Genomic DNA, 15,006 nt, shown 5'->3' with positions numbered 1-15,006 from the left:
GCTTTTATTTTACCATAGACAGTGACACTCTGCCTTTTTGTACATCGACACCGTCAACCCAAACCGTCACGATGTCACCGACGGATACAACATCAAGCGGATGCTTGACGAATTGATTGCTGAGTTTTGAAATGTGCACAAGCCCGTCCTGTTTGACTCCGATATCAACAAACGCTCCGAAGTCCACTACATTGCGCACGGTGCCCTGCAGCTCCATTCCTTCTTTCAGATCCTCCAGCTGAAGAACGTCTGTTTTCAGCAGAGGCTTAGGCACCTCATCACGCGGATCACGTTCAGGTCTTGTCAGCTGTTCACAAATGTCTTTCAGCGTAATTTCACCGATTCCCAGTTCTTTTGCTGTTTCAGAAAGCTCCAGTTTGTTGATTTTGTCCTTCAATTCCGCTGTGCCGATTTGCTCTGTTGAAACACCAAGCTTTTTCAAAAGCGTTTTTGTTTCTTTATAGCTTTCCGGGTGGATTCCTGTTCTATCCAAAGGCTCTGTCCCTTCCTGCACTCTTAAAAAGCCGATACATTGTTCATAGGTTTTCGCGCCGAGCCTTGGAATATCTTTCAGTTCTTTTCGATTCGAAAATTTACCGAGCTCTTCCCGCTTTTTGACAATGTTGCCCGCTACGGACTTTGATAATCCCGCTACATACTGAAGCAGCGCCGCGGAAGCTGTGTTGACATTTACTCCTACCTGGTTTACGACTGTCTCGACAACAAAGCGCAGGGATTCATTTAAGCGTTTTTGGCTGACGTCATGCTGATACTGCCCCACTCCTACAGATTTTGGGTCGATTTTGACGAGTTCCGCAAGCGGATCTTGAAGTCTCCGTGCGATGGATACTGCACTGCGTTCCTCGACCTGAAGCTCAGGGAATTCTTCTCTGGCAAGCTCAGAAGCCGAATAGACGCTTGCCCCCGCTTCATTGACAATCACATAATAAATATCACGCGGCGTGTCCTTCAGCACATTCACAATGAATTGCTCTGTCTCCCTGGAGGCCGTGCCGTTTCCAATCGCCACCATTTCCACTTGATACTTTTCAAGAATCGCTTTCACTTTCTCATGAGCTTCCTTCGTTTTTTTGACAGGTGCATGCGGGTAAATCACATCAATTTTTAAGACTTTCCCGGTTTCATCTGACACTGCCAGCTTACAGCCTGTTCGGAAAGCCGGATCTACACCGAGAACCGTCTTGCCTTTCATCGGCGGCTGAAGGAGAAGCTTTCTGAGGTTCTCAGAGAAAATATGAATCGCCTGTTCATCCGCTTTTTCCGACAGCTCTTTTCTGATTTCACGTTCAATGGCAGGCTGAATCAGTCTTTTGTAGCTGTCTTCAATCGTTTCCTGCAAGATTTCTTTTACAGACGTTGAACGGTTTTTGATGATTTGCTTTTCTAAGTAAGCCTTAATGTGATCTGCTGGCGGTTCGATAGACACCTTTAAAATGTCTTCTTTTTCGCCGCGGTTCATGGCAAGCACTCTGTGCGGAACGACCTTTGCGATTGGCTCTTCATACTCGTAGTACATTTCGTACACGTTTTTTTCATCTGTGTCTGCTGATTTTCCGGCAGCTGACTTGATCGTTCCTTTTTTAAAGGTTTCCTGGCGAATCCATTTTCTGAAATTCGGTTCGTCTGAAATTTGTTCCGCAATAATGTGCTTGGCGCCTTCAATGGCTTCTTCTCTGGTGAACACTTCTTTTTCTTCACTGATATATTGGTCTGCTGTTTCTGCAAGGCGGTTATCTTGCGGAAGGGTCATAATATAGTCGGCAAGCGGCTCAAGGCCTTTGCTTTTGGCGACTGTCGCTTTCGTTTTGCGCTTTTGTTTATACGGACGGTAGAGGTCTTCTACTTCCTGAAGTTTTACGGATTGGTCAATTTTGCGTTTTAATTCATCTGTTAGTTTATCCTGCTCGGCGATTAGCCTGATGACTTCTTCTTTTCGCTGATTCAGGTTTTGTATGTATTGCCATCGTTCAGAAATGGTCTGAATCTGAACCTCGTCCATTGAACCCGTCTGCTCTTTTCGATATCTGGCGATGAACGGAACTGTGTTGCCGTCCTCAAGCAGGCGGATGACGCTTTCAACATGTTTTTGTGATAAACCTATTTCTTTCGCAATTTGCTGTTTCAAAAGGGCTGACGTTTCCATGTAACCATAGCCTCCAATTTTGTCGTTCTTTCTCTAGTGTATCAAAAACAGAAAAAAACACATAAAAAAAGACAGCTGCCGCTGCCCGTATTTTTATTCATTTTTCAAGAGTTCCTGTAAGCCGCTTAGAAAGTTCTCTTTTATCATGGCTGCTTCAAAAAAAGATTGGTCAATCCGCTCGACAATCGGCAGAGCAGAGGTTACTCTTTCCTCTCCTGTTTCTGTTAATGACAGAAGAACTTCCCTTTTATCCTGAGGATTTTTGCTTCTTTGGATAAATCCCTTTTTCTCAAGCGTCCGCACAACCTCTGATACCATCATGATATTGGTCTGGCTGAAGCCTGCGAGTTTTTTTTGCGTGACGGTTTCTCCATGAGCAATCATATACTTGCATGAGGTAAGGAGAACAAATTGAACGTGGGTAAGGTCATGCTCAGCCAATGCTTTCCCTACTTTCCGCTGCCAGCTTTGTGTGACCTGCCATAATAAAAAACCTGGACTTGTGTTCGGTCCGCTAAATTCAGAGTGCCATTTCACTTATATTACTCCCATCGCTTGTGATATTGTCAAAAAATCATTTTTGCTGATTTCAAAGTGCCCTCTTCGAAATAAAAGCCCGAGATGATTTGTTTCCTGAACAAATTCCAACTGAGATTTAATATCGTAAAAACCTATTTTTTCACACGGAAAGTAATCAATGTCTAACCGGTATGGGATAAAGTCCGGAGCCATTTGATATTGATAGACGTTTCCGCTCTTCACTTTTCCGATAGCGGTAAAACATCGCAGCAGCCTGCCGTCCGGATATGCATCTCGCGGAGAATAATAAATAAGCCAATCATTCTCTTTCATCCTGGCAAGAGGCGCTTTTTTACCGTGGCATACTTGGGCAAATCCGCCGGCGGTCCCTTTTAAAACATGCTGCTCTGACACGACGCCAATCCAATATTTTGTGTTCATTTTAGCATTCCTTTGCAAAGACGGACAAGGCAGTTGACTGACTCTGGGATGTCTTTAGACAGTTCCTGCCCGATTTTTTCTCCCCATTTTTTTGCTTCTGCGCCTTCCAATACAACCCCATGCGTGATGTTTAGTCCCTCTTGTCGCTTTTGCAGTACATGATAAAATTCCATTTTTACATTTGTATTCGGAAGGTGGGATATGACAGAAAATGATTGATGCTTCTCCACATGTTCAAGCCAAAATGGAACTGTATTTCCTCGCAAAAGCAATGCTCCTTCCGTTTCATTTTGAAACGGCCCTTTCAGAGAAGCTGATGTGATGCCCGCATCCCACTGTTTCCAGGATTCTGGGTGCTGATAATATTTCCAGATTTCTTCTGGTGCCGCATCTGATATTGCAGTGTATTCATATTTCCACATTTGTAATCCCCCTAAATAATAAGTACACTTATCAATTATAATAAGTTCACTTACTAATAGTCAATCACAAAAAAAGAAGCCGGCTTTCCCGGCTTCTTTTTTCTGCTCTTCTAGGACAGCTGCCCAAGAATATATGTCAGATCGTCTTTTCTTGATGTCGTGTACATTTTCAGTGAATTCGATATGTCTTCTACCGATTGGCCTTTTTTCAAATGGGAGCGGATATCGGGTACGTTGAGTCCATCTGTATGTATAATGAACTTAGAACCCTTTTCATAGGTAGCGGTGTGCGTTTTGTATTTTTGCGGCTTGCCTGATAAATAGCCTGAAATCGGCAGAGGATAAAAGCTTTCACCAGACGGGGAATGCAGGATAAAACGTACATTTCCGACGGAGCAGTACGTAAACTGCCTTTGTTCAAAGTTGATTTTTAAGATAGAAGCTGTCGCCCCTCTTTTGTTTCTCATCGCCTGATTACAGCGTTCGATAATGCTTTGTACGTCTTCGTTCGCATAGTTTTCCACTAAGTCTTTGATTGCTGAAGAAGATTCGTTGGCAAGCGATCCGCTTCCAAGACCGTCAGCTACCGCACAAATCAATTCTTTATCATCAGCTTTCATAAAAAAGCTGTCGCCGCAAATGGATTTTCCTTCTTTATTCAGTTGGTATACAAGGGTTTGAATATGCTGGTTTTCTTCAACCTGGATCATTACATTAACTCCATGGAGGGATCTTCAATCAAGGCCTCTCTGAGCTTCTTCACAGCTTTGCGCTGCAGACGCGAGACGTGCATTTGAGATATACCGAGAATGTCCCCAGTTTCTTTTTGGCTTTTGTTTTGAATGTACGTTAGGTCTATGATTTGTTTTTCACGGTCTGAAAGGACATGAAGCACGCTTTGCAGCATCATTTGCTGGTTCACCCGTTCATATCCATCCTCCTGTGATCCGACGATATCGAGAATGGTAACAGTGCTTCCGTCCGCATCTGCTTCAATGCTGTGATCGACAGATAAGGCTTGATAGCTTTTGCCCATCTCCATGGTTTCAAGAACCTCTTCCTCTGATACATCGAGGAATTCAGCAATCTCTTCCACTTTCGGCGACCTTTGTGTTTCTGTCGTCAGCTGGTCGACCGCCATTTTGATTCTCGGCCCCAGTTCTTTGATTCGTCTCGGAACATGAACGCTCCACGTCTTATCTCTAAGGAAACGTTTAATCTCCCCGATAATTGTCGGGATCGCAAAAGCTTCAAACGATTTGCCCACCACGGGATCGTAGCGTTTTATTGCGCCGAGAAGCCCGATCATGCCGACCTGGCGGAGATCTTCGTGGAAGCTTTTGCCTTTTGAGTATTTCTTCGCAAGCATATCAACCAGATTTGTATACACCTGCACAAGCGTTTCCTGTGCCTGTTCATCTTGTTTTGTTTGGTAATCGCTTATGAGCCGATCGACTTCATCCTTAGTTAGTTTCGTAGTTTTTGATGGTTGTGTCATGATCAACTCGCTCCCCATTTAAATACTTTGTCATCGCTACGGTGACGCCGGAGTTGTTTTGCACTCTGACTTCATCCATGAGCGTTTCCATTAAATATAGACCGAGCCCTCCTTCTGATAATTGATCGACTGTGTGTGAAGGTGTGTACGGTCCAAGATCCTGCTGCTTTTCATCAAAATCAAAGCTGTCGCCTTCATCCGCCACAATGACCTCTAAACGATCCTCGAACACACCGAATCGGATTGACACTTCCCCGTTTTTGTCTTCTTTATATGCGTGCTGAACCGCATTTGTACACGCTTCACTCACTGCGATTTTCAAATCTTCAATCTCATCGTACGTATAGCCCATTCTGCTAGCGACGCCTGACAGAGTCAGCCGTATAATCCCTACGTATTCAGGCTGGGCCGGCACTTTCATTTCGATGTAATCAGCTTTGTTCTTCATTGCACTCCACCTTCTGACTTTGCAGAAATATCAATGATGTCCTTTAGACCTGTAATTTCAAACAGACGGATCAGGCGGTCAGACAGATTTTCAAGCTTGAGCGAACCGCCTTGTTTTTTCACTGTTTTAAATACACCTACAAAGACGCCAAGCCCGGTACTGTCCATGTAGCTGACATCCTTCAGGCAAATCCTTAAGTCAGCGCCTTGTTCTGCCAGAGGAACGAGTTTTTCTCTGAGAACCGGAGCTGAATACACATCAATTTCTCCTGCAATGTTTACTTGTATATCATTTACATTCTGTCGCACATCAACATTTATATTCATTCATATCACCTCAAAGTATCCTTTAAATCATAGTTGTTGTATACCCTCGGCTGGCAAACGCTAAACCTTTCTTCTTAAAACAATTAACGTAAAATCATCGTGAAGCTGAAAATCCTGCAATTTGAGGAGGCTGTCATATATGTTTTTGACCATTTCCTGCGCAGAGCAACACATATGTTCCTCAATGAGCTTCTGTATATCAAAACGCTCCAAGAAACCGTTTTCTGTCCTGCATTCTGTAACGCCGTCAGAAAATAAAACAATCATATCTCCCTTTTCGAGATACTGGTCAAATTGCCGGTAGTCATAATCCTGCGAGATCCCGAGAACCAGCCCTTTAGCTTCTAAATCGTAAAATGCATTGTCTTTTTGAGAATAGTAGAATCCCGGTTCATGTCCCGCTGAAGCATATGTAAATCGATGACTGTCCGTATTGTAATTGGCATAAAACATCGTAATAAACATACTGGCATCAACGTTTTGTTCAACAACACGATTCAAGTTTTTCAGCACCTGTGAAGGGTGAATGCCCGTTTCCGGCAAAGAATCCATCGCGTATTTAATCATAGACATACATAAAGCTGCCGGAATTCCTTTGCCGATGACGTCAGCAATGGCAATATTAATGGACTCTTTGTCTTTTACAAAATGGTAATAATCACCGCTCATCTGTTTGGCGGGCACACTGATCGCGCCGATGTCCAGCGCTTCTTCCTCCGGAATTTTTGTTCCCAGAAGCGTCTGCTGTACATTAGCTGCGATTTCAATTTCTGATTTAATTTCCTGCTGTATCCCTCTGAGGGTTTGATGCTCTTGATAAGCCATTCCATACCCAATCATGACTTCTATTAAAAAATCCAGCGAATGAAAAACATCTTCCGGGAGACTCGGATACAGCTCCTTCAGCACTTTTCGGTGAATACTGATGATTTCTTCCGGCGGAATTTGATGCTCGATTGTTTTTCGGCTGAATTTTTGGGCTTGATATAAAGATGTTTCTGTTAATTCGGCTATATATCGGTTAAGCAGCTGATGGTACCGCTGCTCAATAACCTCCCTAAAATCCACTTTCTAACCTCCTACCGAAGCCATTTTATGGCTTGTATCTCTGTTCCTTCCCCCGCTACGGAATTTAAGCTAAATTCATCCATCAGCCTTTTCACGCCGGGAAGTCCCGCTCCCAGTCCGCCTGACGTTGAAAACCCGTCTTCCATGACTTTTCGGATATCAGGAATCCCCGGCCCTTTGTCTTCCGCTATAATTTTCAGGCCCTTTTTTCCTCTGTCTGTGACCTGTTCAATTCCAATCTGGCCTTTGCCGGCATATAAATAAATGTTCCTGGCTAATTCTGATATAGCCGTTGTGATCCTTGCCTGGTCTACAGTGCCGAAACCCAGCTCTTTTGCAACGTTTCGCCCAAGCTGTCTGGCGGCCACGATATCCCATTCTGTCATGATCTTTACACAGGATTGGTCGTTCATTCGCTATTCCCCCAATTCCCGCTTCAATGTCTCAAGCCCTTGCTCTAAGTCGAGCGCCGTTTCGATTTCCTCAAGCGCGATTCCAAGTTCAATCAGCGTCACCGCAACGGCGGGCTGAATGCCGGTTAAGACAACTTTTGCGCCCATTAACTTTGACATTGTGATGACATCACCCAGCACTTTGGCGATAAATGAATCAATCATATCCACAGATGTCAGGTCAATGACGACCCCGTTTGCACCTGTTTCGTATATTTTATTTAATAAGTCTTCTTGAAAGGTTAATGCGGTTTGATCATCTAGTTCCCATTGAATAGATACTAATAAGCAATTATACAGTTTCAAGATCGGGATTTTCGGATGTCTCACAATATTATTCCCCCAATGAAACGATTTTTCGATCCGTCATTTCCAATGCTGTTTGAATTCCTTTTTGCAGGGTATTCTTAGTAATAACTTGGGATAAATCAATCCCAAGGTTAACGATCGTCTGGGCGATTTCCGGACGGATTCCAGCAAGCAGGCATTTCGCTCCGACAAGCCTTACCGCTTCAGACGCCTGAATAATATGATGGGCAACCATCGTATCGACGACAGGCACACCGGTAATATCGATCAGCACGACTTGGGAACGGTGTTTGACAACGCCGTTAAGCAGATTCTCCATAATTCGTTTTGCGCGTTCCGTATCAATCGTTCCGACCAGCGGCATGACCGTTATATTTTCAAAAACCGGGATCAGCGGCGCAGAAAGCTCCTGCAGTGCGATTTTTTGCAGGGATACTGTTTTTTCCCATGAGATGGAGTACTGATTAAAAATTTCTGTATTAATCGGACTGAAGAAGCGGTCAATCTGCCAGATTAATTCCGTACTCTCTTGATCTGGCAATCTCTTATCGTTCATCTTCGTGTAGAGACGCTTCCAGAATTCAGCAAGCGCCGTAGCCAGAAACTTCAAAGAAAGTCCGATTTGGACGGCTCTCAGCGCCAGTTCGCTGATTTGGCTTTCAGCAGCGCTCTCATCATTAACAGATGAAAGCAGAATGTCGATATATTCTTTAGATATATTTTCATAAACTTGGTCAGTCAGCTGATATGATTCTTGTTCACTTAATTCTTTTAGTGTGTCAGTCCACAATTGAAGCAGTTCATTTTGATTCTCGGCTATGAACTGATAGACAGTCTGATTCGACATCAAATTCGCTTACCTCCCGATAAAAAACAACATATTTTTTCTTATTCCACTATTATATCGTTAATGTTTTTTGAAAACAAAAAAAGTTGCTCTATTTGAGCAACCAGGTAAATATTACTAAAAATCAATGAGTGCCAAACTGATCTGTAAGGCTTCATCAACCTTATCCATCATTTCATCATCCAGATGAGTAATCTTATCCGTTAACCTTTGCTTGTCAATCGTCCGAATTTGCTCCAGCAAAATAACGGAATCTCTTTCAAAACCGTAGCGTTTTGCATCAATTTCGACGTGGGTTGGTAATTTCGCTTTCTGTATTTGGGCTGTTATGGCTGCAACAATAGCAGTTGGGCTGAAGCGATTTCCGATGTCATTTTGGATCACTAAAACCGGGCGCACCCCGCCTTGCTCTGAGCCAACAACAGGAGATAAATCAGCAAAATAAACATCGCCGCGTTTCACAATCAAATGATTATCCTCCGCTGACTAAGCGCTCAACTGTCGTTTCAGCCTCGCACTCCGCAAAGTGAGCCTCGGAAGAAATGTTCAGGTTGATTTTCGCCATTTCCATATAGCCGCGTCTCATCAAATCACGGTTGTGACGAGTTGTTCGTTCGCTGACATAGGCTCTCACTGCTTGTGATATCAGTTCGTTTCTGCTTCGTTTCTCCCGCATCGCTACACCATCCAATTCAGCTACTAGGTTTTCGGGCAAGCTGATTTTCATTTCGGTTCTTGCGCTGGATTCAGACAAAAAACATACACCTCCACCAAACTTACGGATACGACTCTTTTATCCATCCAGTGATAATGATACCATTATTCACTCTTCAAGCAAAGCTGTTTTAAAAATTCTCTATCGTGATATGAGCTATTCGCTTGCATTCCCCTGCAATAAAGGGTTTCTTACTTCCATTATACTCCCATTTTCCAAAAACATACGGGGAACGCGGGAACTTATTGTACAAGCCACCTCGTAGTTAATGGTTTCGAGCCTGCCTGCGACCTCATCCATGGAAATATATTCATCCCCCTGGCAGCCGATCAATGTGACTTTTGAGCCCGGCGGATATTCCTGATCCAGCTCCACCATAAATTGGTCCATGCAGATTCGGCCGGCGATTTTCAGCCGTTTTCCTTTCACGAGTATCTCTGTTCCCTTTAATTGGCGGAGCCAGCCGTCCGCATAGCCAACAGGTACCGTTCCGATCCATGTGTCTTTTTCCGCTGTGTATTCCGCCCCGTAACTGACACTTTCCCCTTTATGTACCTTTTTGACATGCGACAGGGTCGAATGCAGGGTGAATGCGGGACGCAGTTTAAACGGGATTTCATCGGTAATTTCCGCTGACGGACGCAGGCCGTACATGCCGATGCCAAATCTGACCGCGTTAAAAAAGCCTTTTTTCAGACGCAGGCCGGCGGCGCTGTTGGCGCAGTGAACCATCATTTTCTTTAAAGGCAGAGGAGCAATCAATTCTTTAAAGCGTTCAAACTGCATCAGAAAGTAGTCTCTTTGTTTTTCATCAGCAGTCGCAAAATGAGTGAAGACCCCTTTGCATTTTAAGCCCGGGTTGCGCTCCAGAATTTTCATCACGTGATGAATCTCTTCTTCTGTTTTCACACCGAGCCTGTTCATTCCCGTATCGACTTTCAGATGAAAATGAAGGGAAGCTTTCTTGAGGTGGCGCGCAGCTTCCTGAAGCCATTCAACAGAATAACCCGTTAACGTCACATCGTATTCCGCCGCGATTTTCACATACTCCGGAGGAACCGCGCCGAGCACCAATATAGGCGCTTTCAGGCCCCGCTGGCGAAGAGAAATCGCTTCATCCAAGATCGCCACGGCTAAGCATGAAGCACCTGACTCAAGAGCCGCCTTCGCTACTTCTGCATCCCCATGTCCATAGGCATTTGCTTTCACAACCGCCATCAGGTGGACATGTTCACCGATGTGTTTTTTCATATTACTTACATTTTCTTTAATCGCGGACAGATCAATTTCCGCCCACGTGTCTCTGTAAAAAGGTTTTGTGCTCATTTATGACACTTCCTAGCGTTTATTCAATATCATTTACATATCATACTAAAATTATAGGGCAAAGTGAAATTCTGCCTGACGAAAAAAAGGCCAAATTTGATTCGGCCTTTAGGAGATTATTTGGATGATTGTCCCTTCATGCTTTTGGCGACTGTCACCATCTCCTCTTGTGAAAGATCTTTTGATGACAGAAGATAATCCACGCCTTCGTAAGTCCATGTTAGCGAAGCATCTGACAAAGCGCCGATTGTGTAGCCGAGATTCACCGGTTCCGCGTTCAGCGTGACTGAGGAGGACGCTTTCGCAACCTGGGCTTTTTCCTGAATTAAGGTAAACGATTTTTCTCCGCCGTAAGTCATGATGACGCGCTTGCCATCTTCCGTTGAAATATCTTTTTCTTCAAGCAGTTTTACGCCTAGCGGCAGTTCAAGCGGCGTTTTGACGGCAAAAGAGTCGGAAGGTTTCGCGCTAGTGGCGACATCCATTTGAGAAAGGGTCATATTTTTCTTTTCATCAAAGGACTCTTTGTCGAATTGCTTATTGAATTGGAAGCTGCTGAACTCTACTTTCACCATCACTTTTCGGTCGGTATCCATGACTTTGACAGATAGCGGGCTCATGTCCTTCTTGTTAAATGTGATTTCTTGTGTCGGAAGCATTTTGTTATGCTGATAGTTGGTTTTTGTTTCAAATACGTATTCTGATTCTTTTGAAGTGAAGACTGCATCCGAATCGTTTTGAATATCCTTTACAAGCGATTCAAACAAATAGACTTGGCTGCTGTTGTTTGGCCAGTCGCTTTGAAACCTGAAGCTCTTATTTAAAGACGGTGTGAGAACAAATACTCCGTTTTCATTTCGTAAAATGACTTGGTTTTGGTCTTTTTTCGGATTTTCCAGATAGACCCGGTACAGAGACGGTTTTTTGTGCCAGATTTCCACATTGTATACTTGCGGGTCACTCCCTGTCTCAATGGTCATTTTTGCTTTTGCTTTGTACGAGGTATATTCTTTCGCCTTCTCGTCCAGCCCGGTAACGACATCTTCCTGTGATTTTTGTCCGCAGGCAGAAAGAATAAGGACAGCCAGCAGTCCCGTTAAAAGCAAAACAAAGCTTTTTCTCACCTTTTTCAACCCCTTTTTCTCAATTGATGTAAAAGGAAGAAATCGCTTGTTTGACTTTAACGGTACGCTCGGTACACGGTTAAACAGAACAGAGGCGTACCATAAAAGCCTCAAACAACTCGTCTCCCTTAATGCATTATCAAATATATGAGAGGGGTGTCCCTAATATGCAGACTAGCTTGACAACCTTTCAATAACAACCTGTGCAGCCGCATATTCCTTCGTATGAGTGATTGACACATGAACGGCGGCTTGGCTCAGCTTTGCGCAAACAATAAAAGGCTTGCCATTCGAATCTTTTGTCACTTCAATGTCTTGAAAGCTTAGATTCTTGCCTATTCCTGTGCCGAATGCTTTCGAAAAAGCTTCTTTTGCCGCAAATCTTCCTGCGAGAAATTCAATTTTTCTTTTCTCAGAAAGCTCATGATACTGAGCAAGTTCGCCGCCTGTTAAAATACGCTCGGCAAATCGTTTCTGGCGATCGGCCATTGAAGCGATCCGCTTAAGCTCAACGATGTCTAATCCTATACCGTAAATCATGTTTTACACCCTCCTTTGCGCTTGTACTATTTGAATGGTTTGTCTCATAAACGTGTTACTATAGAAATACCAAAATGATGAAATGGGGCTCAGCATGTTTATACGGACTGAAAACTTTCAAACCTTTATCAGGCTTTATCCCGTCGTCACCTTTATATTGGCTGCTCAGGCCGTTCTCTGGCTGTTCTTTTCACTTCCTGTTCCTTCAGTCGTGTTGTGGAGAGACGCTGTCACAGGCTATAACCTTGGCGTCGCTAACGGTGAATGGTGGCGGCTGGTCACGCCGATTTTTCTTCACGCAGGGTTTACCCATTTGCTGTTTAATTCAATGTCCATCTTTTTATTTGCGCCGGCTCTGGAACGAATGCTCGGAAAAGCGCGTTTCCTTCTTGTGTATGCAGGTTCCGGAATGATCGGAAACATCGGCACGTATTTTACAGAACCGCTTGATTATGTGCATGTCGGAGCTTCCGGCGCGATCTTCGGGCTGTTCGGCGTTTATCTGTTTATGGTTCTTTATCGTAAAGAGCTGATCGGGCAGGACAACTCCAAAATGATTATCACATTGCTTGCCTTTGCCGTTCTCATGTCGTTTATCAACTCCAATATTAACATGATGGCCCACCTGTTTGGACTTTGCGGCGGGTTTCTCCTGTCTTTTTTATGTGTGCAAAAAAAAGAGCGGCGGTATTAACCGTCCGCTTTTTCATATGAGTACCAATTTAAAATGAAATCTGCATCCTCTTCTCCCACATCTCTCACCGTTAATTCTTCCATATGGCTTGACGATTTTACCGAAGTGGAAATGGTATACAGCTTCCCCTTCTTTTGAAAATAAGATTGGCTCGCTTTGCATACCTGCATTCGCTTTCTCAACACAATTGCAGTCGTTCTGCCGATAAATCTCGATGTCAGCTGGAGACGGTCTCCGCTGATCACCCAGGCCGCATCTTTATAAGCAAGATACCCGAAAAACAATTCAATCGGCAGCAGGACAATCGAGAGATAACCCCATGGCTGAAAGAAAATACACAGCGGAATGATGAAAAAGATGGAGAAAATGGTTGAGCGGAATAAGTACCGCTTCAATGCGCGCCGCGGCAGATGGCGGCGATTTTCTTCCAGCGTGTATTCCGGCGTAAAAGTACGCAGCATGCCAGGAAGCTTTTTTTTGTGGATCATCGGAAACAGAATGGTCGAAGCGCCCTCTGCTTTTTCCGGGTCTCCTCCGCCGCCCGCGCTGACGATTGACACCGTCGCAAAACCGAAAAGCTGGCGGATGATGTTTTCTTTTATTTTGATGGCTTGTATTTTGCGAAGCGGTATGGTGACTTGGTGTTTTTCAATAATACCTCTTGAGATCACCAATTCCTGCTCTTTTTTCATGATTTGAAAGTTAGCATATTTGAACATCATGCCGGCTATGCTGAGAATCCAGGTGATAAATAAACCAATAAATATAAGTACGGCGTATATGCCTATATTGGCGTGCTGCAGAAAGGAGAATTTTTTGAAGAGCCAATCCATCGGCAGCACCTCATCCAGCTGAGAAATGAGCGCAAATACAGCAGAGATAATCACGCCGATTCCTCCGGATGTTGAAGCGGCCATAAGTAATTCTTTTGCATTCATGCTGTAGTTCACCTGCGGCTCCGCATCCGGGAGCGCCTCTTTATCTTCTGACAGGCCTTCATCGGTATCGATTGGATTTCTTTCTGCTTTTTTCTTAAATACAGCTTCTTTGATTCTTTCAGCTTCTTCAACTGAAATAGCCGACAATACCGCTTCCGCCTCTTTGCCGCCGCCAGCCGTTTCAATTTGCAGTTTGACAAGCTTGAAAATTTGCTGGACCACACCCGCACTCGTATTCATCGTTTGAATTCGGTCAATCGATATATACCTCTTTTTCGTCACAAACAAGCCTTCTTCGATTCTGAATTCATCATCTTCGATTCGATAGGAAAACTTTCTCCATTTGATGATGCTTGCTGCCACGAGCCAGATGAACAAAACGCCGAGCGCGATGGCTCCGTAAAAACGGACAGTGTGATTAGAGTTGACGATATACACAAAAAAGAATGGCAGAATAATATTTTTTATCGTTTGAATAATGGTATGGGATAAATTCAAAATGACTGCCGCCGGGTGAAGGCGTTTCGGTTCAGACATCATCGTCAGTCACCCTTGCCAGGCGCGAAATGGAGTCTCTCAGCTGATCCGCTTCCTCCATCTCTAAAGCAGGAATCGAATGCACAGTTGCCGCCGTGAAGATTTTCACTGTCGCCAGATTGTATTTTCTTAATAACGGCCCTTGCGAGGTGTCTACGTGCTGAACCCTGACCATCGGCACGATCACGCGTGTCACAACAAAGATACCTGATTGAATATCTATTTCGTTTTCATGAACTTCATAACGCCACACTTTGTGCCGGATCTTTGGAATCAGATAAATCGTCACAACCGAACCCAGCAGCCAAACTGCGCCGAGCACGCCGCTGATCCAGTACGGCCAATGGAAAAAATAACTTAACACTGCAACTGCTATGACAATAAGCAAGCAGACAGCGGATATGATTATCTCTTGAAGTCGCCAAACCTTTAATCCGTCTGGACTGATTTGGTTTTTTGGCTGCTCTCTCAAAATACCTACCTCCCGTTTTTATCATCGTTACTTATACGCACTTATGCAGAAAAAGTTTCATCTTTAAGCATACATAGAAAAAACGGTGCCGTCAGCTGAAAGTTTGCTTAATGGCCATGAATTTTTGGACATAAAAAAAGCCCAAAACAACTCATGTTTTAGGCTC

General features: G+C 44.0%; 19 protein-coding genes and 1 pseudogene. 1 reads left to right on the top strand and 19 read right to left on the bottom strand.

Features of this window, described 5'->3' with window-relative positions:
* Positions 1-4: 4 nt before the first annotated feature.
* The 17 genes and pseudogenes from NSS75_RS03025 to acpS all read right to left on the bottom strand — a co-directional run bounded on the left by NSS75_RS03025 (position 5) and on the right by acpS (position 12,199).
* A complete protein-coding gene (locus NSS75_RS03025; protein WP_101860319.1) occupies positions 5-2,164 on the bottom strand; it encodes a Tex family protein in 2,160 nt (719 codons plus the stop codon).
* A 93-nt stretch (positions 2,165-2,257) separates the two neighbouring features.
* The gene (locus NSS75_RS03020; protein ID WP_024120305.1) at positions 2,258-2,701 is read right to left on the bottom strand and encodes a MarR family transcriptional regulator; all 444 of its coding nucleotides are present in this window, start codon (positions 2,699-2,701) and stop codon (positions 2,258-2,260) included.
* Positions 2,685-3,124: pseudogene (locus NSS75_RS03015) on the bottom strand (EVE domain-containing protein). Before NSS75_RS03015 ends, NSS75_RS03020 begins: the two are co-directional and overlap by 17 nt.
* The gene (locus NSS75_RS03010; RefSeq protein ID WP_038954149.1) at positions 3,121-3,546 is read right to left on the bottom strand and encodes a hypothetical protein; all 426 of its coding nucleotides are present in this window, start codon (positions 3,544-3,546) and stop codon (positions 3,121-3,123) included. The pseudogene NSS75_RS03015 and the gene NSS75_RS03010 overlap by 4 nt, the downstream one beginning before the upstream one ends.
* A 110-nt stretch (positions 3,547-3,656) precedes the next feature.
* A complete protein-coding gene (gene rsbX / locus NSS75_RS03005; RefSeq protein ID WP_024120304.1) occupies positions 3,657-4,256 on the bottom strand; it encodes a phosphoserine phosphatase RsbX in 600 nt (199 codons plus the stop codon).
* Complete coding sequence (gene sigB / locus NSS75_RS03000; RefSeq protein WP_024120303.1) at positions 4,256-5,044, bottom strand: RNA polymerase sigma factor SigB; 789 nt, start codon at positions 5,042-5,044, stop codon at positions 4,256-4,258. The genes rsbX and sigB overlap by 1 nt, the downstream gene beginning before the upstream one ends.
* Positions 5,010-5,492, bottom strand: coding sequence for an anti-sigma B factor RsbW (rsbW, locus tag NSS75_RS02995; protein ID WP_024120302.1), 483 nt, complete (start codon positions 5,490-5,492; stop codon positions 5,010-5,012). The genes sigB and rsbW overlap by 35 nt, the downstream gene beginning before the upstream one ends.
* Positions 5,489-5,818, bottom strand: coding sequence for an anti-sigma factor antagonist RsbV (gene rsbV / locus NSS75_RS02990; protein WP_024120301.1), 330 nt, complete (start codon positions 5,816-5,818; stop codon positions 5,489-5,491). Before rsbV ends, rsbW begins: the two co-directional genes overlap by 4 nt.
* 60 nt (positions 5,819-5,878) lie before the next feature.
* Positions 5,879-6,886, bottom strand: coding sequence for a phosphoserine phosphatase RsbU (gene rsbU / locus NSS75_RS02985; RefSeq protein WP_339235835.1), 1,008 nt, complete (start codon positions 6,884-6,886; stop codon positions 5,879-5,881).
* 11 nt (positions 6,887-6,897) lie between these two features.
* The gene (gene rsbT / locus NSS75_RS02980) at positions 6,898-7,299 is read right to left on the bottom strand and encodes a serine/threonine-protein kinase RsbT (RefSeq protein ID WP_024120299.1); all 402 of its coding nucleotides are present in this window, start codon (positions 7,297-7,299) and stop codon (positions 6,898-6,900) included.
* A gap of 3 nt (positions 7,300-7,302) precedes the next feature.
* Positions 7,303-7,668 carry an RsbT antagonist protein RsbS gene (rsbS, locus tag NSS75_RS02975; protein WP_003225190.1) on the bottom strand — a complete coding sequence of 122 codons (366 nt, stop codon included), beginning with the start codon at positions 7,666-7,668 and terminating at the stop codon, positions 7,303-7,305.
* Between the two features lie 4 nt (positions 7,669-7,672).
* Positions 7,673-8,497, bottom strand: a complete 825-nt coding sequence (gene rsbRA / locus NSS75_RS02970) for an RsbT co-antagonist protein RsbRA (protein ID WP_081638235.1) — start codon at positions 8,495-8,497, stop codon at positions 7,673-7,675.
* A 114-nt stretch (positions 8,498-8,611) separates the two neighbouring features.
* Positions 8,612-8,962, bottom strand: coding sequence for a type II toxin-antitoxin system endoribonuclease NdoA (gene ndoA, locus NSS75_RS02965; protein WP_003156187.1), 351 nt, complete (start codon positions 8,960-8,962; stop codon positions 8,612-8,614).
* Positions 8,963-8,966: 4 nt separating this feature from the next.
* On the bottom strand, positions 8,967-9,248 hold the full coding sequence (endB, locus tag NSS75_RS02960; RefSeq protein WP_003225183.1) for a type II toxin-antitoxin system antitoxin EndoAI: 282 nt from the start codon (positions 9,246-9,248) through the stop codon (positions 8,967-8,969).
* Positions 9,249-9,365: 117 nt separating this feature from the next.
* Positions 9,366-10,535 (bottom strand): alanine racemase, encoded by a 1,170-nt coding sequence (gene alr, locus NSS75_RS02955; RefSeq protein WP_024120297.1) that lies wholly within the window; start codon positions 10,533-10,535, stop codon positions 9,366-9,368.
* Positions 10,536-10,651: 116 nt separating this feature from the next.
* Positions 10,652-11,668 carry an outer membrane lipoprotein carrier protein LolA gene (locus NSS75_RS02950; RefSeq protein WP_082687822.1) on the bottom strand — a complete coding sequence of 339 codons (1,017 nt, stop codon included), beginning with the start codon at positions 11,666-11,668 and terminating at the stop codon, positions 10,652-10,654.
* 165 nt (positions 11,669-11,833) lie between these two features.
* The gene (gene acpS, locus NSS75_RS02945) at positions 11,834-12,199 is read right to left on the bottom strand and encodes a holo-ACP synthase (RefSeq protein WP_024120295.1); all 366 of its coding nucleotides are present in this window, start codon (positions 12,197-12,199) and stop codon (positions 11,834-11,836) included.
* A gap of 94 nt (positions 12,200-12,293) precedes the next feature.
* Between acpS and NSS75_RS02940 the strand changes: the two genes are divergently transcribed.
* Positions 12,294-12,893: a rhomboid family intramembrane serine protease gene (locus tag NSS75_RS02940; RefSeq protein WP_024120294.1), complete on the top strand. Its 600-nt coding sequence runs from the start codon at positions 12,294-12,296 to the stop codon at positions 12,891-12,893.
* Here the strand turns inward: NSS75_RS02940 and NSS75_RS02935 are convergent.
* The gene (locus NSS75_RS02935) at positions 12,890-14,371 is read right to left on the bottom strand and encodes a PH domain-containing protein (protein ID WP_024120293.1); all 1,482 of its coding nucleotides are present in this window, start codon (positions 14,369-14,371) and stop codon (positions 12,890-12,892) included. The two genes, NSS75_RS02940 and NSS75_RS02935, sit on opposite strands and share 4 nt — an antisense overlap.
* Positions 14,361-14,840, bottom strand: a complete 480-nt coding sequence (locus tag NSS75_RS02930; RefSeq protein ID WP_024120292.1) for a PH domain-containing protein — start codon at positions 14,838-14,840, stop codon at positions 14,361-14,363. The genes NSS75_RS02935 and NSS75_RS02930 overlap by 11 nt, the downstream gene beginning before the upstream one ends.
* Positions 14,841-15,006: the final 166 nt, after the last annotated feature.

Origin of the sequence: Bacillus sp. FSL K6-1012 (assembly GCF_037964915.1) — a bacterium.
In the GTDB taxonomy this organism is placed as follows: Bacteria; Bacillota; Bacilli; order Bacillales; family Bacillaceae; genus Bacillus; species Bacillus halotolerans.
The sequence above is the reverse complement of the archived record's forward strand: the minus strand, read 5'-3'. Positions and strand labels throughout refer to the sequence as shown.